Source organism: Pseudomonas sp. A-RE-19 (genome assembly GCF_019956555.1).
Classification (GTDB): Bacteria; Pseudomonadota; Gammaproteobacteria; order Pseudomonadales; family Pseudomonadaceae; genus Aquipseudomonas.
Window position 1 is genome coordinate 1 of record NZ_JAHBDQ010000021.1, and the last position, 18,785, is coordinate 18,785.

The window sequence follows — 18,785 nt, forward strand, 5'->3', positions numbered from 1 at the left end:
CGCGCATTCTACAGCAGCCTCTGTTGCTGTCAAGCGGTTATTTTCAGAAGTTTTCAAAGTTTCGCTTGGAAATCTTTAACAACTTCAACCACTTGCGCTTCCGATCTCTCGTTAGCGGGAGGCGAATTCTACAGCGTTACTCGCTGCTGTCAACACCTCTTTTTCTCCGCTTTCGACCGAGAAGATCGAACCGTTAAAAGAGCCAAACAACACCGCTCTTTCAACTCCTTCTGGCCTCGATGAACTGAAGCGTAACCGCTGCCGAAAACTGCGTAACTCTTTGTTTACCAAGGAGTTTTCCGTTTCGACTGCGCCGGAAGTGGGGCGAATTATAGACTTCCAGAATCTGCCGTCAACCCCTGATTTCAGCTTTATTCGGATTTGAGCGTAATACGCGCAAATGCCTTCTTCCCGGCCTGGCAAACATGGGTCGCACCCAGCGCGTATATAAAGGTGCGATCAACAACCTCACCATCTATACGTACACCACCAGAACCCAGAAGGTCGCGCGCCACGGCGGAGTTCTTCACCAGACCTGCTTTATTAAGGACGGCAGCGATCGGCATATCTTCGGCAGCGGTCAGTTCGATCTCTGGCAGATCATCCGGAAGCTCACCGTCTTTCATACGATTACCCGCCGCACGATGAGCGTTGGCCGCAGCCTCTTCACCATGGAAGCGCGCAACGATCTCTTCGGCCAGCTTGATCTTGATATCACGCGGGTTCGCACCCGCCTCGACGTCAGCCCGCAAAGCATTGATCTCTTCCATGGAGCGGAAGCTGAGCAATTCGAAGTAACGCCACATCAGCGCATCCGGGATAGAGACCAGCTTGCCGTACATGACACCCGGCGCCTCCTGGATACCGACGTAGTTGCCCAGCGACTTGGACATCTTCTTCACGCCATCCAGACCTTCGAGCAACGGCATGGTCAGAATGCATTGAGCTTCCTGACCATAGCCTCGTTGCAGCTCACGGCCCATCAGCAGGTTGAACTTCTGATCGGTACCGCCCAGCTCGACATCCGCACGCAAAGCAACCGAGTCATACCCCTGAACCAGCGGATAGAGAAACTCGTGAATGGCGATTGGCTGATTGGTCGAGTAGCGCTTATTGAAGTCGTCGCGCTCGAGCATGCGAGCGACGGTGTACTGCGAAGTCAGGCGAATGAAGTCCGCCGGCCCCATCTGATCCATCCAGGTGGAGTTGAACGCCACTTCGGTCTTGGCCGGATCAAGAATCTTGAAGACCTGAGTCTTGTAGGTCTCGGCATTCTCGAGAACCTGCTCGCGGGTCAGCGGGGGACGTGTCGCGCTCTTGCCACTCGGATCACCGATCATCCCGGTGAAGTCACCTATAAGGAAGATCACCTGGTGCCCCAGTTCCTGGAACTGGCGCAGCTTATTAATCAGCACGGTGTGACCCAGGTGCAGATCCGGCGCGGTCGGATCGAAGCCTGCCTTAATACGTAGCGGCTGGCCACGCTTGAGCTTTTCGATCAGCTCGGACTCGACCAACAGTTCTTCCGCACCACGTTTGATCAGCGCTAGCTGCTCTTCAACCGACTTCATAACAGACCCGCAAGGCTCGAATTCAAAGGGGAACAACCATACAAGATCGTGCACCAAATACAAGTTTTGCCCGGCGCACGGATGCCAATCCGCGGACAGAGTGTCCGCGAGCTTGCTTCAGAGATGATTTGGTTATATTTTATACAGTTATTTCATCTTCATCATGTCATTCATCTTTTCCAATTCATTTTTTCAAAGTCAAAACTACCTATGACCACAGAACCGTCTAAAGCGCCGCCGCTTTACCCGAAGACCCACCTGCTTGCCGCAAGTGGTATCGCCGCCCTTCTCAGCCTGGCGCTTCTGGTATTCCCTTCCAGTGACGTTGAAGCAAAAAAGACGACCCTGAGTCTTGAACTGGAAAGCCCTGCAGAACAACTGACACAAGATCAAGACGCCGCCGACGCTGTCCAAGCCACAAATGAGCCGGCAGCGCCTCCTTTCGCGCAGATCGAAAACAGCGCCGAAGCCCCCCAGGAAACCGCCCAGGTCGCCCCCGCGCCAGTCGTCGAAGAAAAGAAGGCGCCAGGCCACAGGGAAGTGATCGTAGCCAAAGGCGACACTCTTTCGACGCTGTTCGAGAAAGTCGGCCTTCCGGCCGCTTCGGTGCATGAAGTATTGGCCAGCGACAAGCAGGCCAAACAGTTCAGCCAGCTCAAACATGGCCAGAAGCTCGAGTTCGAACTGGGCCCGGATGGCCAACTGACCAATTTGCACAGCAAAGTCAGCGACACGGAAAGCATCAGCCTGACCAAGAATGGCAAGGGTTATGCGTTCAACCGTATTACCGCCAAGCCCACCGTTCGCTCCGCCTACGTCCATGGCGTGATCAACAGTTCGCTGTCGCAATCCGCCGCCCGAGCCGGCTTGTCCCACAGCCTGACCATGGATATGGCCAGTGTGTTTGGCTATGACGTCGACTTTGCCCAGGATATTCGCCAGGGTGACGAGTTCGACGTCATCTACGAGCAGAAGGTCGTCAACGGCAAAGCCGTTGGTAACGGCCCGATTCTCTCCGCGCGGTTCACCAACCGTGGCAAGACTTACACCGCCGTGCGCTACACCAACAAGCAAGGTAACAGCAGCTACTACACGGCTGACGGCAACAGTATGCGCAAGGCGTTCATCCGTACCCCGGTAGACTTCGCCCGCATCAGCTCGAAATTCTCCATGGGCCGCAAGCACCCGATTCTGAACAAGATCCGCGCCCACAAAGGTGTCGATTACGCAGCTCCGCGTGGCACACCAATCAAGGCTGCCGGCGACGGCCAGGTATTGTTGGCCGGTCGCCGCGGCGGTTACGGCAACACCGTGATCATCCAGCACGGCAGCACCTACCGCACGCTGTATGGGCACATGCAGGGCTTCGCCAAAGGCATCAAAACTGGCGGCAGCGTCAAGCAAGGTCAGGTGATCGGTTACATCGGCACCACCGGCTTGTCCACCGGCCCGCACTTGCACTATGAATTCCAGGTCAATGGCGTGCACGTTGACCCGCTGGGTCAGAAGGTGGCGATGGCCGATCCGATCTCCAAGGCCGAACGCGCACGCTTCCTCGCGCAGAGCCAACCGTTGATGGCACGGATGGATCAAGAGAAAGCCACCATGCTGGCTTCGAGCAAACGCTAGCCATGGCGCTCTATATAGGTGTGATGTCCGGGACCAGCCTTGATGGCCTGGACATTGCGCTGATCGAGCAAGCCCCGGCGATCAAGCTGATCGCCACCCATTACATCCCCATGCCTGATTCCCTGCGCGCCGAGCTGCTTGGCTTGTGCGCCAGCGGCCCGGACGAGATTGCCCGCTCCGCCATTGCCCAACAGAACTGGGTGAAACTGGCCGCACAGGGCATTCACTCCCTCCTCGATCAACAAAACCTGAAGCCTGAAGACATTCGCGCGATTGGCAGCCACGGCCAGACCATTCGCCACGAACCGGCGCGAGGATTCACGGTACAGATCGGCAACCCTGCCCTCCTCACCGAACTGACCGGCATCACCGTGGTCAGCGATTTTCGCAGCCGTGATGTAGCCGCTGGCGGACAAGGCGCACCATTGGTTCCAGCCTTTCACGAAGCGCTGTTTGAAGAACGGTCTGGCAACCGCGCGGTATTGAACGTCGGCGGGTTCAGCAATCTCAGCCTGATCGAACCCGGCAAGCCTGTTGCCGGTTTTGACTGCGGCCCGGGGAACGTCCTGCTCGACGCCTGGATTCACCAGCAACGCGGCGACAACTTTGATCGCGACGGCCAATGGGCCGCCAGCGGCAAGGTTGAACCTGCTCTGTTGAACGAACTGCTCAGCGATCCATTCTTTGTAACTCAAGGCCCGAAGAGTACCGGCCGCGAAGTGTTCAATCTGCCATGGCTGATGCAGCATCTGTCGCAGTTACAGACCTTCGCTGCCGAAGACGTACAGGCCACGCTGCTAGAGCTGACGGCGCTGACTATCGTCGAGTCATTGCAAAGCGCCCAATCGGATACCGAGGAACTGCTTGTCTGCGGCGGCGGCGCGCACAACGCCACGTTGATGAAGCGCTTGGCCTGCCTGTTGCCGAATGCAAAAGTCAGCAGCACCGCTGCCTATGGTGTAGACCCGGACTGGGTCGAAGCCATGGCCTTCGCCTGGCTGGCCCATTGCTGCCTGGAGGGTATCGCGGCCAACCGTCCGAGTGTCACCGGCGCCCGCGGCCTGCGTGTACTCGGCGCCATCTACCCCGCCTGAGCCTGAACCTCAGACAGCAAAACGCCGCAGAGTCCTGGGACTCTGCGGCGCCTGGTCATGCGGTGAGGTGCGATCAGATCGAGAACGAAGAGCCGCAGCCACACGTGGTGGTAGCGTTCGGGTTCTTGATCACGAAACGCGAACCTTCCAGACCTTCCTGGTAATCCACCTCGGCACCTGCCAGGTACTGGAAGCTCATCGGATCGACCACCAGGCTGACGCCTTCGCGCTCGACGATGGTGTCGTCATCGGCCACTTCTTCATCGAAGGTGAAGCCGTATTGAAACCCTGAACAACCGCCGCCCGTAACGAATACGCGCAGCTTCAAGCGATCATTCCCCTCTTCATCGACCAGGCTCTTCACCTTGTGCGCAGCACCGTGAGTGAATTGCAAAGCCGTGGGGGTGAAGGATTCGACGCTCATGCTGACTATCTCCCGGCGTTACGCCGCCATAATGCGTGATGACGCGCATTATCCGCTTCTCCCAGAAAATCGGTCAACTATTGTTACGGTATATCAATAAACCCGATTGCCGGCCCAGAACGCAAAAAGGCCCGTTCAACGGGCCTTTTTGCTGAGCGGGATAAAGTCTTACGGCAGCATGCCGGCATGGGACAGGCCCAGGCGCTCATCCAGGCCGAACAGGATATTCAGGTTCTGCACCGCCTGACCCGACGCGCCTTTGACCAGGTTATCGATCACCGACAGCACCACCACCAGATCACCATCCTGCGGACGATGCACGGCGATACGGCAAACGTTGGCGCCGCGAACACTGCGGGTTTCCGGATGGCTGCCTGCGGGCATGACATCGACGAACGGTTCATTGGCATAACGCTTTTCAAACAACGCCTGCAGATCCACCGAGCGATCGACCACGGTCGCGTAAAGCGTCGAGTGAATACCGCGAATCATTGGCGTCAGGTGCGGAACGAAGGTCAGCCCCACGTCCTTGCCCGCTGCACGACGCAGGCCCTGGCGGATTTCTGGCAAGTGACGGTGCCCTTTGACAGCGTAGGCCTTCATGCTTTCCGACGTCTCGGAGTACAGCGAACCTACAGAAGCACCACGACCGGCACCGCTGACGCCGGATTTGCAGTCTGCAATCAAACGAGTGGTGTCTGCCAGACCGGCTTCAAGCAATGGCAGGAACCCCAATTGAGTGGCAGTCGGGTAGCAACCCGGCACAGCAATCAGGCGCGCCTGCCTGATCTGCTCGCGATTGACTTCCGGCAAGCCGTAGACCGCCTCCTCCAGCAGTTCCGGCGCGCCGTGCGGCTGACCGTACCATTTGGCCCACTCATCAGCGTCTTGCAGACGGAAGTCTGCCGACAGGTCGATGACCTTGGTCCCGGCTGCCAGCAGCTCACCGGCCAGCGCATGCGCAACACCGTGCGGGGTGGCGAAGAACACCACGTCACAGGCCCCGAGGGTCTTGATGTCCGGAACGCTGAATGCCAGGCCGTCGTAATGGCCTCGCAGGTTCGGGTACATGTCGGCCACGGCCAGGCCGGCCTCGGATCGGGAAGTGATCACTACCACTTCAGCTTGCGGATGCTGTGCCAACAGACGCAGCAGTTCGACACCGGTGTAACCCGTGCCGCCGACGATACCGACCTTGACCATAAACCTGCCCTCAACGAACCCACTGGAAAGCCGTCGATAATAGGGGCCGCGCGGCCCTGCGACAACCTTCAAGGTGACGTGCGGGCGTTCTACCCCCTACTATCCCCGCTACCGTGAACCTGGGAATACCTGAAAATGCTTTATCTGTGGCTCAAAGCGCTTCATATCGTCAGCCTGGTCTGCTGGTTTGCCGGCCTGTTCTACCTGCCGCGCCTGTTCGTCTATCACGCCCAAAGCGAAGACACCGTCAGTAAGGAACGCTTCAGCATCATGGAGCGCAAGTTGTACCGGGGCATCATGGGCCCGGCGATGATTGCGACGCTGGCATTCGGCATCTGGTTGATCAGCCTCAACCCGAGCGCCTACTTCGGCCAGGGCGCATGGATGCACGCCAAGTTGACCCTGGTGGTGATCCTGATCGGCTACCACCACATGTGCGGCGCCCAGGTAAAGCGTTTTGCCCGTGGCGAGAACACCCGCAGCCATGTCTTTTATCGCTGGTTCAATGAAGTGCCGGTTCTGATATTGCTGGCTATCGTAATTCTGGTCGTCGTTCGGCCGTTTTAATCCGACAAGCACAACTCACCGGGGTACTTCCAAATGTCGCTGCCCGCTTTGCTCGAACAACGTTTGCGTTTGCCCGTGGTGGCGGCGCCGATGTTCCTGATTTCCAATCCTGAGCTGGTGCTCGCCTGCTGCCGTAATGGCGTGGTGGGCAGTTTCCCGGCGCTGAACCAGCGCGAGAGCAGCGGTTTCAGGGCCTGGCTGGAAGAAATCGAAGCAGGACTGGCGGCACTGGAAAATCCCGCGCCTTACGCGGTGAACCTGATCGTCCACCACAGCAATCCGCGATTGCAGGCGGATCTGGCGATCTGCATCGAGCACAAAGTACCCATCGTGATCACTAGCCTCGGCGCCGTGAAGGAACTGGTGGATGCCGTGCACAGCTATGGCGGCCTGGTGTTTCACGACGTGACGACGCGTCGCCACGCGGAAAAAGCCGCCGAAGCCGGTGTTGACGGTTTGATTGCCGTTGCCGCTGGGGCGGGTGGTCACGCCGGTACCTGGAGCCCGTTCTCGCTGATCGCCGAGATTCGCCAGTTTTTCGACAAGACCCTATTGCTGGCAGGCTGCCTGAACCACGGTCACGAGATTCTCGCCGCGCAATTGCTCGGTGCGGATCTGGCCTACTTCGGTACGCGATTTATCGGCACCACTGAAAGTCATGCGCCTGACGCTTATAAAGAGATGCTCCTGACTTCCAAAGCCGCTGACATTGTCCATACTCCAGCGGTGTCGGGCGTACCGGCAAGCTTCATGCGTCAGAGCCTGGAGGCCGCCGGTTTCGACATGACGGCGCTGCAAGGCAAGGGCGAGGTGAACTTCGGTGCCAAGCTCAAGCCGTTGAGCGATGAAGCCAAAGCCTGGAAAACCGTGTGGTCCGCAGGCCAGGGCGTTGGAGACATCGAGGACCTGCCAAGTGTCGATCAACTGGTCGCACGTCTCGACACCGAATACCGCAAGGCGCTGGAATTGGCGGCGGCGCTGCCCAAGCGCTGGCCGCGCTGACAGGCGGGTCTTACACTCCATACTTGCGACACTGTCCATTACATACTCTCGCGACAAGGATGCCTCGGCCATGAGCGAAAACCGTTTCAAGATCGTCTTCGATGGTGCTCTGCTGCCAGGTGTGGACGCCACTACCGCGAAGCTCAATCTCGCCGAGCTGTTCAAAAGCGATGTCGCAGCCATCGAACGCCTGTTCAGTGGCCGGCAGGTTGCGCTCAAACGCGACCTGTCACACGCGGACGCGCAGACTTATCTTCAGGCACTGACGAAAACCGGGATCGATGCCCAAATTGAAACCGAATCCGCCATAGAACTGAACCTGTCCGACGTTCACGACTCCTCCCCTGCGTCTGGCCAATGGGGATCGACAGACGCCGAATCACCTTATGCACCACCGCGCGCTCACGTCGGTGAGGCGTTACCCGAATTCGGCACGCTCAAGGCCTTCACATTCACAGGACGCATCGGCCGTCTGCGCTATCTAGCCTGGACGATGGCCTTGATGCTGGTGCTGATGGGTGTCGCCGGGGTGTTCGTCTCCATCGGTTTGTCACTGATCGCCCTTACGTCAACGGTTGGTCTGGTAATCGGCGGGCTGGTTGGCACGGCAATATGCATCGCGTTTCTCGTCGTCAGTATTCAGATCAGCGTTCAGCGCCTGCACGATCTGGGTTGGTCCGGTTGGCTTTACCTACTGACATTGGTGCCATTCGTGGGCGGGCTCTTGCCGATTTTACTGGCGGTACTGCCCGGCAACACTGCAGCCAACCAATACGGCGCACCGCCACCACCCAACAGCACCGCGGTAAAAGTGCTTTGTGCCCTTTGGCTGGTGTTCGTCACTGTTGTGTTCATTAGCGCTCTCACTGGCGGCATCGGTGCTTTGCAGAATGAATATGAAAACACTACCGAGAACAGCTATGGCAGCGCCTCGGTGACCACCGACGAAGTTGTAGTCGAACCGGCCGCAGAGGCCGAACAAGCGCCCGATTCCGCAGACGATGCAGCCGAAGACGCCCAGCCCCCTGTAGACTCTGCGAAAGAATGAACAGCGCTCCCCGCCCGTGACACCTGCGTCGCCGGCGCGGAGCCGTTGCGATGGAGAACTGCATGACCCGTTACGCTCTGATCACTGGCGCTTCCAGCGGCATCGGCCTGGCGATGGCCGAAGCGCTGGCCCGGCGCGGCCGCAACCTGATTCTGGTGGCCCGACAGCGTGATCAGCTGGAAAGCATTGCGATTGAACTGACTCAACGTTTTGGCGTGGAAGTGTTGTTTCGTGCCTGTGACCTGGGCGAGCCGCTGAGGCTGTCCGGATTTCTGCTGGAGCTTGAGGAAGGTGATCGACAGATCGATTTGTTGGTCAACTGTGCCGGCATCGGTACCTGCGGCCCGTTCCTGGCCCAGGACTGGATGACCGAACAAGACCTGATCGAAGTGAACATCCTGGCCCTCACTCGCTTGTGTCATGCCATCGGCAACAGCATGGCTTTGCAAGGCGGCGGGCAGATTCTGAACGTCGCCTCGATGGCCGCGTTCCATCCTGGCCCCTGGATGAGCACTTATTACGCCAGCAAAGCTTATGTGCTGCATTTTTCCGAAGGGTTGCGCGTTGAACTGAAAAAATGCGCGGTCAAGGTGTCGGTGCTCTGCCCTGGCCCGACCCGTACGGCGTTTTTTCGTACTGCACAATGGGACAGCGCAAAAGTGGACGAGAGCAAAAGGCTGATGAGCCCCGAGGAGGTCGCGCTCTATGCCGTGCGAGCCCTGGACAAAAACCGCGCCATTATTATCCCGGGTCGCCTGAATCGGTGGCTCGCATTCCTGCCGCGGCTCGGCTCGCGCTGGCTGACCCGGACAATCGCGGGCATGGTCAACAAAACCTATTGCCCGCGCTGATCAATCCTCAAGGCAAAAGACTGGGCTCTGAGATAACCCATGGTTACACTCAGGCCAGCCCAAACAACGGAGAAAACAGCTGTGGATACTCTGTTCACCAAGATCATCAACCGGGAAATCCCGGCGAAGATCATTTACGAGGACGACCAGGTACTGGCCTTCTACGACATCGCACCACAGGCCCCCGTGCATTTCCTGGTAGTCCCGAAGAAACCGGTGCCCACCCTTAACGACCTCACCGAGGACGACAAGGCTTTGGCCGGGCATATTCTGTTCACCGCGCAGCGCCTGGCGAAGGAATTGGGCTGTGACGGAGGCTTCCGCGTGGTCATGAACTGCAATCCACTGGGTGGGCAGACCGTCTATCACATTCATATGCATGTACTGGGTCAGCGCCAGATGCACTGGCCGCCGGGCTGATCACTGCCCTCCCCCTGTAGGAGCGAGGCTTGCCCGCGAAGCTTTTGGTGCACATGAGGACGCCTTCGCGGGCAAGTCGGATCGCCGCACCGCTCGTTCCTACAGGATTGGTGTCGCTCCCACCGGAAATGACCCAGCGCAAACCCTCCCCCGGCCGATTGAGTTAAACTGGCCGCCGAGATTCTTTCCGGAGGTCAGCATGACTACCCAACGTCACTACTCGCCGATTGACCGTCTTCTGCTGCAAGCCGATGCCGCGATGCGTACTTTGCTGCCCTTCAGTGGTCAGCCCTACCGTCCGTCGCCCGCCATCGTGCAGCCGGATGCACAGATGAGCGACGAGGACACCCGACACGTCGCCGGCTTGATGCGCATTAACCATACCGGCGAAGTGTGCGCCCAGGCGCTGTATCAAGGTCAGGCCCTGACCGCCAGGCTGCCGAAAGTGCGCGCCGCCATGGAGCATGCCGCCGAAGAAGAAATCGACCATCTGGTCTGGTGCGAACAACGCATTCATCAGTTGGGCAGCCATACCAGCATCCTCAATCCATTGTTCTACGGTATGTCGTTCGGGATTGGCGCGGTCGCCGGGCTGATCAGCGATAAAGTCAGCCTGGGTTTCGTGGCCGCCACTGAGCATCAGGTCTGCAAACACCTGAACGAACACCTTGAACAACTGCCGGCCGAGGACGAAAAGTCCCGGGCAATCCTGGAACAGATGCGCATCGATGAAGAGCATCATGCTGAAAGTGCGCTGGATGCGGGTGGTTTTCGCTTTCCGGCGCCGGTGAAGTTCGGGATGAGTTTGTTGGCTAAGGTGATGACGAAGAGTACTTATCGGATCTGAGGATCAGGTTGTTAAATAGGGCCTCTTCGCGGGCAAGCCTCGTTCCTACAAGGGCTCTGTATTCCAACAAATAAAAAAGGCGATTACCGCAAGGTAGTCGCCTTTTTTTGTACTCGGAAATCTTAGCTCGTCATGTTGCGCGCGTAGAAGATTTCAAGCATTTCGTGCTTCACACGCTCAGTCACCTGAGCACGTTGCTCAGGGGACAAGTTGCTGGTGGCGTCGCCGAACAGGTAGTTATCCAGCTCGAAGTTCTTCAACAGCATTTTGGTGTGGAACAGATTTTCCTGGTACACGTTCACGTCGGTCATCTGATACGCGTCGCGGGTGTCTTCGGACAAGTAGTTCTGGATCGAGTTGATCTCGTGGTCGATGAAATGCTTCTTGCCTTCAACGTCACGGGTGAAGCCGCGCACGCGGTAATCCACAGTCACGATGTCCGAATCGAACTGGTGAATCAGAAAGTTAAGCGCCTTGAGCGGTGAAATGACGCCACAGGTCGACACATCAATGTCCACACGGAAGGTCGCGATACCGTCCACCGGATGAATTTCCGGGTAGGTGTGCACCGTGATGTGGCTCTTGTCGAGGTGGGCCAGGATGATCTCGGGCAATGGGCCCGGAGACTCTTCGATCTGGCTGTCGGTCGGGGTCACCGGCTCTTCAGAGATCAGAATCGTGACACTGGCGCCCTGGGGTTCATAATCCTGACTCGCGATGTTCAGGATGTTGGCACCAATGATATCGACAACTTCTGTGAGTATCTGCGTCAGGCGCTTGGCGTTGTACTCTTTATTGATGTACTCGACGTAAGCCTGTTGGTCTTGCGGGGTTTCCGCGTAGCAGATGTCATAGATGTTGAAGCTCAAGGTCTTTGTCAGGTTATTGAACCCGTGGAGCTTGAGTTTGCTTTTCACCGTTTAAAACTCTCTATGTATTGCGGGCTGGCCGCGTGATCAAGCATGCCCGTCAGATGCGAACGACGCACCTGCGTAGGACGGTTAACACCTCTTCGCGATGGCGATTTTTGTTTTCTGTTCAGGCAAGCGACCTGTGCAGACGTCAGCGATGGATCGCCAGAGTCTGCACCGCTTTTATGATAGTTGAATGTCGATTCAACCGAGTTCGATGATTTCGTAGTCGTGGGTAATCGCCACGCCAGCCGCGCCAAGCATGATCGAGGCCGAGCAATACTTCTCGGCCGACAGCTCGATGGCGCGCTTGACCTGAGCCTCTTTCAGCCCGCGCCCCTTGACCACGAAGTGCATGTGGATCTTGGTGAAAACCTTCGGATCTTCGGTCGCTCGCTCGGCTTCGAGGAAGGCTTCGCAGCTTTCGACGGCCTGACGGGACTTCTTGAGGATGCTGACCACATCGAAATTGCTGCAACCGCCAACACCCAGCAGGAGCATTTCCATCGGCCGGACACCCAGGTTACGACCGCCGGCATCGGGCGGACCGTCCATGACCACGACATGACCGCTGCCGGATTCACCGAGGAACATGGCTTCGCCAGCCCATTGGATGCGTGCCTTCATCGCCAAGACTCCACTGTCTAAAAAAGGGTCGCCAGCTTAGCACAGGGCCCATGATTGACAGCGCTTCGCCGTCCTAAGACATAACCATCCGCATTGTAGGTAAATTCTCGAATCTTGAAGGAATGCGTCTGTTAAGCTGGCGCCAATTCAATGGCGCGCAGCCAACTTTGTAGCGAATAAACGATCGCAGGCTTCGCCAGCGCCTACAAAAAAATAAACATACCGTGCAGTCTTTTCGGGATACAACCATGGTTGCTATTACCCCCACACCCAAAATCAAGAACCTCGACAAACTGTTGATGCACTGCCAGCGCCGTCGCTATGCCGCCAAGAGCAACATCATTTGTGCTGGCGACCGCTCGGACACACTGTATTTCATCATCAAAGGTTCAGTGACCATCCTGATCGAGGATGACGACGGCCGTGAAATGATTATTGCCTATCTTAATTCCGGCGATTTTTTCGGCGAACTGGGTCTGTTTGAGCAAGCCGGCCTGGAACAGGAACGCAGCGCCTGGGTACGCACCAAGGTCGAATGCGAAGTCGCGGAAATCAGCTACGCGAAATTCCGCGAGCTGTCCCAACAGGATCCAGACATTCTTTACGTCCTTAGCGGACAAATCGCACAGCGCCTGCGCAACACCACGCGCAAGGTCGGCGATCTGGCGTTCTTCGATGTGACCGGTCGTGTTGCCCGCTGCCTGCTTGAGCTGTGCAAGCAGCCAGACGCCATGACCCACCCCGACGGCATGCAGATCAAGGTAACCCGCCAGGAAATCGGCCGGATTGTCGGTTGTTCCCGTGAAATGGTCGGCCGCGTACTCAAGGATCTGGAGGAGCGCAACCTGGTCGACGTCAAAGGCAAGACCATGGTGGTCTTCGGTACGCGCTAAGCTCGGAAATCTAAGCCCCGAGCATTTCTGCCAGTAACTGTCGGTATAGCGTGTCCAGCCGTTCCAGCGCGTCGGGAGCGGCAAACTTTTCATGCAGGGCGATGTGGCTTTCCGCGCGAACCCGCTGTTCCAGGCCGCAGGCTTCATTGAAGCGATTAACCGCCGCAACCATCGACTCTCGCTCGTTATCAATCAACATCGCCCCGTGCACCAGGCCGACCGGACGCTGCCCCCCCTTGCTCTGGCGCCAACGCTGAGCGGTGCCGACCATCTTGCGACCATCCAGGTTGACGTTGAAACGGCCGTCGCAGAACGCGCCCTCGATTTCGCCCAACGACGAAGTGCCGCCCAGCTCATCCAGTAACTGACAGATCGGATCGCACAGACGCCGGTAGCCGGTTTCGATGCGGTTCAGATCGCCTTCGCCGCGCGGCGGGGCATAAACCAGTGCGATGTTGATCGTCGAGGCCGATTGCGGCACCGGCTCACCGCCGGTTTCACGCAGCAGTACCGGCCAGCCGGCGGCAGCGGATATTTCGCACGCGGCGTCGAACTGTGGCAGACGGTTCAAGCGGCGGGGCATGACCAACGCGCGGTCAGTGGGTTGCCAGAACAGCAGACCGAACTCCGACTCACCGGTGCACACATGGGCCAGCAGATCCTGTTCGGCGAGCAGGCCGGCTTCGATGGTCAGAGGGGTTGGTGAGGTCATAAGGTATTCCATAGGACATGAAGTCTGTGGTGCTACTTATGCCGCCATCGCGAGCAGGCTCGCTCCCACATTGGATCTCTGATGTTAGTAGATCTCTTGTGGGAGCGAGCCTGCTCATGATGGGGTCGACTCGGTCTGCGTGTTATCAGTCGAGCGTAGAACCGCTCACTGGAACGCCACGCTCGGGAAAGAACAGGCGCTGCAGTTCGGTACCCGGGCTTTCGGCGCGCATAAACGCTTCGCCGACCAGGAACGCATACACGTCGCTGATTTCCATCAGCTCGACATCGGCCCGGTTAAGAATGCCACTTTCAGTAATCACCAGACGATCACGCGGAATACGCGGCAACAGGTCGAGGGTGGTTTCCAGATTGACGTCGAAGGTGTGCAGATTGCGGTTGTTCACGCCGACCAGCGGCGTGTCGAGGGTTTTCAAGGCCCGCTCCAGCTCGTCGCCGTCGTGGACTTCCACCAGCACATCGAGACCGACGCTTTTGGCCACGGCCGCCAGCTCGGCCATTTTCACGTCGTCCAGTGCGGAGACGATCAACAGCACGCAGTCAGCACCCAATGCACGGGCTTCGACGATCTGGTACGGATCGATCATGAAATCCTTGCGGATCACCGGCAACTTGCACGCCGCCCGGGCCTGTTGCAGATACGCGTCGGCACCCTGGAAGTAATCGATGTCGGTGAGCACCGACAGGCAAGTGGCGCCGCCCTTCTCGTAACTTCTGGCGATGTCGGCGGGAACGAAGTTCTCGCGAATCACGCCTTTGCTCGGCGAGGCTTTCTTGATTTCAGCAATCACTGCCGGCTGCTTGAGTTTGGCCTGTGCAATCAACGCCTTGGCAAAACCACGGGGCGCATCGGCTGCCTTGGCCAGACTTTCCAGCTCCGCCAGACTCACACGGGCGCTACGCTCGGCCACTTCCTGGACTTTGCGGGCCAGAATGTTTTCCAGAACCGTCGGTACACTCATCCCTCATTCTCCACTTTGAATACCGCGGTAAATGCACCCAACTCCTCAAGTTTTTCCCGAGCGAGGCCGGTGTGCAGCGCATCGTGCGCCAGGGCAACGCCCTCTTTCAAACTTGTCGCATGGTCGGCGGCGTACAACGCGGCACCGGCATTGAGCACGATCATCTCGGCGGCTTTCTGACCGTTCTCGGTCTTGCGCTTGCCCAAGGCATCGCGAATCAGCTCAAGGGAGGCCGCCGGGCTTTCCACCGCCAGACCGTGCAGGCTCTGACTCTTCATCCCCAGATCTTCGGGCTCGACCCAGTACTCGGTGATCTGGTCATTCTTCAGCTCTGCCACAAAGGTCGGTGCCGCCAGACTGAACTCGTCCAGGCCATCCTTCGAATGCACCACCAGCACATGTTTGCTGCCCAGACGCTGCAAGACTTCGGCCAATGGCCGGCACAACGCCTGACTGAACACACCCACCACCTGATGTTTCACACCGGCCGGATTCGTAAGCGGGCCGAGCATGTTGAACAAGGTGCGCAAGCCCAGCTCGCGGCGTGGGCCGGCGGCGTGCTTCATGGCACTGTGGTGAGTTTGGGCAAACATGAAACCGATGCCGACGTTGTCGATGCAGCGCGCCACCTGGACCGGCGTCAGGTTCAGGTAGATACCGGCCGCTTCCAGCAAATCGGCGCTGCCGCTTTTTCCCGACACCGCTCGGTTACCGTGCTTGGCCACGGTGCAACCGGCCGCTGCGACGACAAACGATGACGCCGTGGAGACGTTGAAAATGTTCGCACCGTCGCCGCCGGTGCCGACCACATCGACCACGCCGTCGAGGGTATTGAGTTCAACCTTGTCCGCCAACTCGCGCATCGCCGTCACGGCGCCGACGATCTCGTCGATGCTTTCGCTCTTCATGCGCATGGCCATCATGAACGCGCCGATCTGCGCATCCGTGCATTGCCCGGTCATGATTTCGCGCATGACATCGCGCATCTCATCGGTACTGAGATCGAGGTGGCCGACGATACGGCTCAGGGCTGTCTTGATATCCATGGAAAGTCCTTAGCGCGTGCCGCCGGTTTGTTTGAGGAAGTTGGCGAACAGTTCGTGGCCCTGCTCGGTGAGGATAGATTCGGGGTGAAATTGCACACCCTCGATGTTCAGCGTTTTGTGGCGCAGGCCCATGATTTCGTCGACCGAGCCGTCTTCAAGCTGGGTCCAGGCGGTCAGTTCCAGGCAATCGGGCAGGGTTTCGCGCTTGACGATCAGCGAGTGATAGCGGGTGACCGTCAGCGGGCGATTCAGACCTTCGAAGACGCCCTTATCCTCGTGAAATACCGGACTAGTCTTACCGTGCATGACTTGACGGGCGCGGACCACATCGCCACCAAAGGCCTGGCCGATGGACTGGTGACCCAGGCAAACACCGAGAATCGGCAGCTTGCCGGCGAAGTGCTTGATCGCTTCGATGGAAATACCGGCCTCGGTCGGGGTGCAAGGACCAGGAGACACGACGATGCGCTCAGGGTTGAGTGCTTCGATTTCGGCAATGGTGAGTTCATCGTTGCGCACGACTTTGACCTCGGAGCCCAGCTCGCCGAGGTATTGCACAACGTTGTAAGTAAAAGAGTCGTAGTTATCGATCATCAGCAACATGGCGTTAAGAACCTCTTGAATTCACTGACTTTTAATACGGCCTTCGAATGATTTACCCGCAGTGCGCTGCGCTTTGTCAGGTGCTGGAGTGGCGCCAGCAAAGCGGCATTTCACACAGGTAAAGAAGGCAAAGCGGTACAGGTCCGGCCAGGCCGGCAGAAAAGATTCAGGCGCGCCAACGCCAACGGGCGTGTGCCTTGATGACTTGATCCAGGAGTTTGCTGACGATCAACACGGGGAAGGTCTCATTCATACGTCTCGGCACAGTAACTTAGCTGGGCAGAGCGTGCAATATGGCCGGGGCGACAGCTTGCGAAACAATCGAAGGGTTCACGACAGATGGCAAAAGGCCGAAAGTTTTTGGTACTGTCGTTTCGCTAACTACAAAAATAAAACAAACGGACTTGCTCATGATCAAACAGACGTTGTTTGTACCGCTCGCCGGATGCCTGCTCGCTGCTGCCTGTGCCCAGGCGATCGCTGCGCCCAACCCTTATTCGAATTTCGTCGTCTTCGGCGACAGCCTCAGCGATGCCGGGACCTACACCGACACCGGCGGGCCTGCCGGGGCGACCCAACGTTTCACCAATCGCACCGGCCCGGTCTACCTGGACGGCAGCGGTGAAGTGCGCTCGCTCAATGCCACGCAAATTCTCGGCGGGAGACTGGGGTTCTCACCGGACCAGACGGCGTCTTCTTCCTCGGCGGTACGCGCCAACGAAGGCTTGCCCGATGGCAACAACTGGGCGGTTGGCGGTTATCGCACCGACCAGATTCTCGACTCGATCACCGGCACCTCTGCCACCGGCGAACGTACACGCGCAGGCTATCTGCCATCGAACAACTTCCGCGCCGACCCGAACGCACTGTATTACCTCTCCGGTGGGGGTAACGACTTCCTTCAAGGTCGCGTGAACAGTCCGACTCAGGCCAGCGCCGCCGCCGATCGCCTGGCCAGCAGTGTGCAAACCCTGCAACAGGCCGGTGCCCGCTACATCATGGTCTGGTTGCTGCCGGACATCGGCTTTACCCCGGCTTTCAACGGCACGCCGCTGCAAGCGTTCACGTCCCAGCTCAGCAACCAGTTCAACAGCGAACTGGTGAGCCAGCTGCAAAGCGTTAATGCCAACGTCATTCCACTGAACATTCCGGTGCTGCTCAAAGAAACGTTCGCCAACCCGACGCAATTCGGTCTGGCCGCCGACCAGAACCTGAGCGCCACCTGCTTCAGCGGCAATAGTTGCACCGAGAACGCCCGTTACGGGATCAACAGTGCCACTCCGGACCCGACCAAACTGATCTACAACGACTCGGTGCATCCGACCGAAGCCGGGCAACGCCTGATTGCCGATTACGCCTACTCGCTGCTGGCCGCGCCATGGGAAGCGACCCTCCTGCCGGAAATGGCTCAAGGCACCCTGCGTGCGCATCAGGATGAATTGCGCAACCAGTGGCTGGCCGATTGGGAAAACTGGCAAGGCGTGGGTCAATGGCGGGCGATTGTCGCCGGCGGCGGCCAGCATCAGGATTTCGACAGTCAGCGCAGCGGCGCCAGTGCTGACGGCAACGGCTACAACCTGAACATCGGTGGCAGCTACCGGCTGAATGAAGCGTGGCGTGTTGGCCTGGCGGCTGGTTTCTACAATCAGAAACTGGAAGCCGGTGATAACGATTCGGACTACAAGCTCAACACCTACATGGGTACGGCTTTCGCCCAGTACCAGCAGAACCGCTGGTGGGGTGACGCGGCACTGACGGCCGGGCATCTGGACTACGACAGCCTCAAACGCAAATTCCAACTGGGGGTCAACGAGCGAGGGGAGAAAGGCGATACCGACGGTTATGTACTGGCCTTCAGCGGTCGGCTGGGTTACGACATCGCACCAGAAGCAACCAGCCCTTGGCACCTGTCGCCGTTCGTCAGCGCTGATTTCGCCAAGGTTGAAGTCGACGGGTACTCGGAAAATGGCGCTGACTCCACCGCGCTGACCTTCGATGACCAGTCGCGCATCTCTCGGCGCCTGGGCCTCGGGATTCAGGGCAAGTACCAGATCACCTCGCAGACCCAGGTGTTTGGCGAACTGGCTCACGAACGTGAGTACAACGACGACACCCAGGGCGTGACCATGAACCTCAACAGCCTGCCGAACAATCACTACACCCTGGCCGGCTACACTCCGCAGACCAACCTGAACCGTTTGAACCTGGGCGTGAGCCACAACCTCACCAAGGACCTGGCGTTGCGGGCCAGCTACGATTTCCGCAAAGATGATGACTTTACCCAGCAAGGTATTAACGTTGGGGTAGCGTTGGACTTCTAAATCCCGGGCAATAAAAAACGCGGCGCCCTCACAG

Annotated in this window: 19 protein-coding genes; 10 read left to right on the forward strand and 9 right to left on the reverse strand. The window is 58.3% G+C overall.

What is annotated here, in order from left to right; all coding sequences use genetic code 11:
- Window positions 1–371: 371 nt before the first annotated feature.
- On the reverse strand, window positions 372–1,571 hold the full coding sequence (tyrS, locus tag KGB14_RS14570; RefSeq protein ID WP_223487511.1) for a tyrosine--tRNA ligase: 1,200 nt from the start codon (window positions 1,569–1,571) through the stop codon (window positions 372–374).
- Between the two features lie 210 nt (window positions 1,572–1,781).
- On the opposite strand from tyrS, the gene KGB14_RS14575 reads away from it, so the two are divergent.
- Window positions 1,782–3,200 (forward strand): peptidoglycan DD-metalloendopeptidase family protein, encoded by a 1,419-nt coding sequence (locus tag KGB14_RS14575; protein ID WP_223487512.1) that lies wholly within the window; start codon window positions 1,782–1,784, stop codon window positions 3,198–3,200.
- Window positions 3,201–3,202: 2 nt separating this feature from the next.
- The gene (locus tag KGB14_RS14580; protein WP_223487513.1) at window positions 3,203–4,294 is read left to right on the forward strand and encodes an anhydro-N-acetylmuramic acid kinase; all 1,092 of its coding nucleotides are present in this window, start codon (window positions 3,203–3,205) and stop codon (window positions 4,292–4,294) included.
- 73 nt (window positions 4,295–4,367) lie between these two features.
- Here KGB14_RS14580 and erpA read toward each other — a convergent pair whose 3' ends face one another.
- Together erpA and argC are read right to left on the reverse strand one after the other, a co-directional pair.
- Entirely contained in the window at window positions 4,368–4,718 is a 351-nt protein-coding gene (erpA, locus tag KGB14_RS14585) for an iron-sulfur cluster insertion protein ErpA (RefSeq protein ID WP_007906865.1), read from the reverse strand.
- 168 nt (window positions 4,719–4,886) lie between these two features.
- The gene (argC, locus tag KGB14_RS14590) at window positions 4,887–5,921 is read right to left on the reverse strand and encodes an N-acetyl-gamma-glutamyl-phosphate reductase (protein WP_223487514.1); all 1,035 of its coding nucleotides are present in this window, start codon (window positions 5,919–5,921) and stop codon (window positions 4,887–4,889) included.
- A 135-nt stretch (window positions 5,922–6,056) separates the two neighbouring features.
- On the opposite strand from argC, the gene hemJ reads away from it, so the two are divergent.
- The 6 genes from hemJ (at window position 6,057) to coq7 (ending at window position 10,656) form a co-directional block, all read left to right on the forward strand.
- A complete protein-coding gene (gene hemJ / locus KGB14_RS14595) occupies window positions 6,057–6,488 on the forward strand; it encodes a protoporphyrinogen oxidase HemJ (protein ID WP_223487515.1) in 432 nt (143 codons plus the stop codon).
- Window positions 6,489–6,521: 33 nt separating this feature from the next.
- On the forward strand, window positions 6,522–7,490 hold the full coding sequence (locus tag KGB14_RS14600; protein WP_223487516.1) for an NAD(P)H-dependent flavin oxidoreductase: 969 nt from the start codon (window positions 6,522–6,524) through the stop codon (window positions 7,488–7,490).
- A 70-nt stretch (window positions 7,491–7,560) separates the two neighbouring features.
- Window positions 7,561–8,538 carry a DUF805 domain-containing protein gene (locus KGB14_RS14605; protein ID WP_223487517.1) on the forward strand — a complete coding sequence of 326 codons (978 nt, stop codon included), beginning with the start codon at window positions 7,561–7,563 and terminating at the stop codon, window positions 8,536–8,538.
- Window positions 8,539–8,600: 62 nt separating this feature from the next.
- Window positions 8,601–9,389, forward strand: coding sequence for an SDR family NAD(P)-dependent oxidoreductase (locus tag KGB14_RS14610; protein WP_223487518.1), 789 nt, complete (start codon window positions 8,601–8,603; stop codon window positions 9,387–9,389).
- A gap of 81 nt (window positions 9,390–9,470) precedes the next feature.
- Window positions 9,471–9,809 (forward strand): histidine triad nucleotide-binding protein, encoded by a 339-nt coding sequence (locus KGB14_RS14615; RefSeq protein WP_223487519.1) that lies wholly within the window; start codon window positions 9,471–9,473, stop codon window positions 9,807–9,809.
- A gap of 199 nt (window positions 9,810–10,008) precedes the next feature.
- Window positions 10,009–10,656, forward strand: coding sequence for a 2-polyprenyl-3-methyl-6-methoxy-1,4-benzoquinone monooxygenase (gene coq7 / locus KGB14_RS14620; protein WP_223487520.1), 648 nt, complete (start codon window positions 10,009–10,011; stop codon window positions 10,654–10,656).
- A 122-nt stretch (window positions 10,657–10,778) separates the two neighbouring features.
- Here the strand turns inward: coq7 and speD are convergent, their stop codons facing one another.
- Entirely contained in the window at window positions 10,779–11,573 is a 795-nt protein-coding gene (speD, locus tag KGB14_RS14625) for an adenosylmethionine decarboxylase (RefSeq protein ID WP_223487521.1), read from the reverse strand.
- 198 nt (window positions 11,574–11,771) lie between these two features.
- On the reverse strand, window positions 11,772–12,194 hold the full coding sequence (locus tag KGB14_RS14630) for an OsmC family protein (RefSeq protein WP_007941657.1): 423 nt from the start codon (window positions 12,192–12,194) through the stop codon (window positions 11,772–11,774).
- Between the two features lie 248 nt (window positions 12,195–12,442).
- Between KGB14_RS14630 and crp the strand changes: the two genes are divergently transcribed.
- Window positions 12,443–13,087, forward strand: coding sequence for a cAMP-activated global transcriptional regulator CRP (gene crp, locus KGB14_RS14635; RefSeq protein ID WP_223487522.1), 645 nt, complete (start codon window positions 12,443–12,445; stop codon window positions 13,085–13,087).
- Window positions 13,088–13,097: 10 nt separating this feature from the next.
- Here crp and KGB14_RS14640 read toward each other — a convergent pair whose 3' ends face one another.
- The 4 genes from KGB14_RS14640 to KGB14_RS14655 form a co-directional block, all read right to left on the reverse strand.
- Window positions 13,098–13,799, reverse strand: a complete 702-nt coding sequence (locus tag KGB14_RS14640; protein WP_223487523.1) for a biotin/lipoate A/B protein ligase family protein — start codon at window positions 13,797–13,799, stop codon at window positions 13,098–13,100.
- Window positions 13,800–13,944: 145 nt separating this feature from the next.
- A complete protein-coding gene (gene trpC / locus KGB14_RS14645; RefSeq protein ID WP_223487524.1) occupies window positions 13,945–14,781 on the reverse strand; it encodes an indole-3-glycerol phosphate synthase TrpC in 837 nt (278 codons plus the stop codon).
- Window positions 14,778–15,827 (reverse strand): anthranilate phosphoribosyltransferase, encoded by a 1,050-nt coding sequence (gene trpD, locus KGB14_RS14650; RefSeq protein ID WP_223487525.1) that lies wholly within the window; start codon window positions 15,825–15,827, stop codon window positions 14,778–14,780. Before trpD ends, trpC begins: the two co-directional genes overlap by 4 nt.
- A gap of 9 nt (window positions 15,828–15,836) precedes the next feature.
- Window positions 15,837–16,430 (reverse strand): aminodeoxychorismate/anthranilate synthase component II, encoded by a 594-nt coding sequence (locus tag KGB14_RS14655; protein WP_008067458.1) that lies wholly within the window; start codon window positions 16,428–16,430, stop codon window positions 15,837–15,839.
- 410 nt (window positions 16,431–16,840) lie between these two features.
- On the opposite strand from KGB14_RS14655, the gene estP reads away from it, so the two are divergent.
- The gene (gene estP, locus KGB14_RS14660) at window positions 16,841–18,751 is read left to right on the forward strand and encodes an esterase EstP (protein ID WP_223487526.1); all 1,911 of its coding nucleotides are present in this window, start codon (window positions 16,841–16,843) and stop codon (window positions 18,749–18,751) included.
- Window positions 18,752–18,785 lie beyond the last annotated feature (34 nt).

Bases quoted from the DNA above. Each gene is read 5' to 3' on its own strand.
- tyrS (WP_223487511.1), bottom strand. From the start codon at position 1,571: ATGAAGTCGGTTGAAGAGCAGCTAGCGCTGATCAAACGTGGTGCGGAA.
- KGB14_RS14575 (WP_223487512.1), top strand. From the start codon at position 1,782: ATGACCACAGAACCGTCTAAAGCGCCGCCGCTTTACCCGAAGACCCAC.
- KGB14_RS14580 (WP_223487513.1), top strand. From the start codon at position 3,203: ATGGCGCTCTATATAGGTGTGATGTCCGGGACCAGCCTTGATGGCCTG.
- erpA (WP_007906865.1), bottom strand. From the start codon at position 4,718: ATGAGCGTCGAATCCTTCACCCCCACGGCTTTGCAATTCACTCACGGT.
- argC (WP_223487514.1), bottom strand. From the start codon at position 5,921: ATGGTCAAGGTCGGTATCGTCGGCGGCACGGGTTACACCGGTGTCGAA.
- hemJ (WP_223487515.1), top strand. From the start codon at position 6,057: ATGCTTTATCTGTGGCTCAAAGCGCTTCATATCGTCAGCCTGGTCTGC.
- KGB14_RS14600 (WP_223487516.1), top strand. From the start codon at position 6,522: ATGTCGCTGCCCGCTTTGCTCGAACAACGTTTGCGTTTGCCCGTGGTG.
- KGB14_RS14605 (WP_223487517.1), top strand. From the start codon at position 7,561: ATGAGCGAAAACCGTTTCAAGATCGTCTTCGATGGTGCTCTGCTGCCA.
- KGB14_RS14610 (WP_223487518.1), top strand. From the start codon at position 8,601: ATGACCCGTTACGCTCTGATCACTGGCGCTTCCAGCGGCATCGGCCTG.
- coq7 (WP_223487520.1), top strand. From the start codon at position 10,009: ATGACTACCCAACGTCACTACTCGCCGATTGACCGTCTTCTGCTGCAA.
- KGB14_RS14630 (WP_007941657.1), bottom strand. From the start codon at position 12,194: ATGAAGGCACGCATCCAATGGGCTGGCGAAGCCATGTTCCTCGGTGAA.
- crp (WP_223487522.1), top strand. From the start codon at position 12,443: ATGGTTGCTATTACCCCCACACCCAAAATCAAGAACCTCGACAAACTG.
- KGB14_RS14640 (WP_223487523.1), bottom strand. From the start codon at position 13,799: ATGACCTCACCAACCCCTCTGACCATCGAAGCCGGCCTGCTCGCCGAA.
- trpC (WP_223487524.1), bottom strand. From the start codon at position 14,781: ATGAGTGTACCGACGGTTCTGGAAAACATTCTGGCCCGCAAAGTCCAG.
- trpD (WP_223487525.1), bottom strand. From the start codon at position 15,827: ATGGATATCAAGACAGCCCTGAGCCGTATCGTCGGCCACCTCGATCTC.
- KGB14_RS14655 (WP_008067458.1), bottom strand. From the start codon at position 16,430: ATGTTGCTGATGATCGATAACTACGACTCTTTTACTTACAACGTTGTG.
- estP (WP_223487526.1), top strand. From the start codon at position 16,841: ATGATCAAACAGACGTTGTTTGTACCGCTCGCCGGATGCCTGCTCGCT.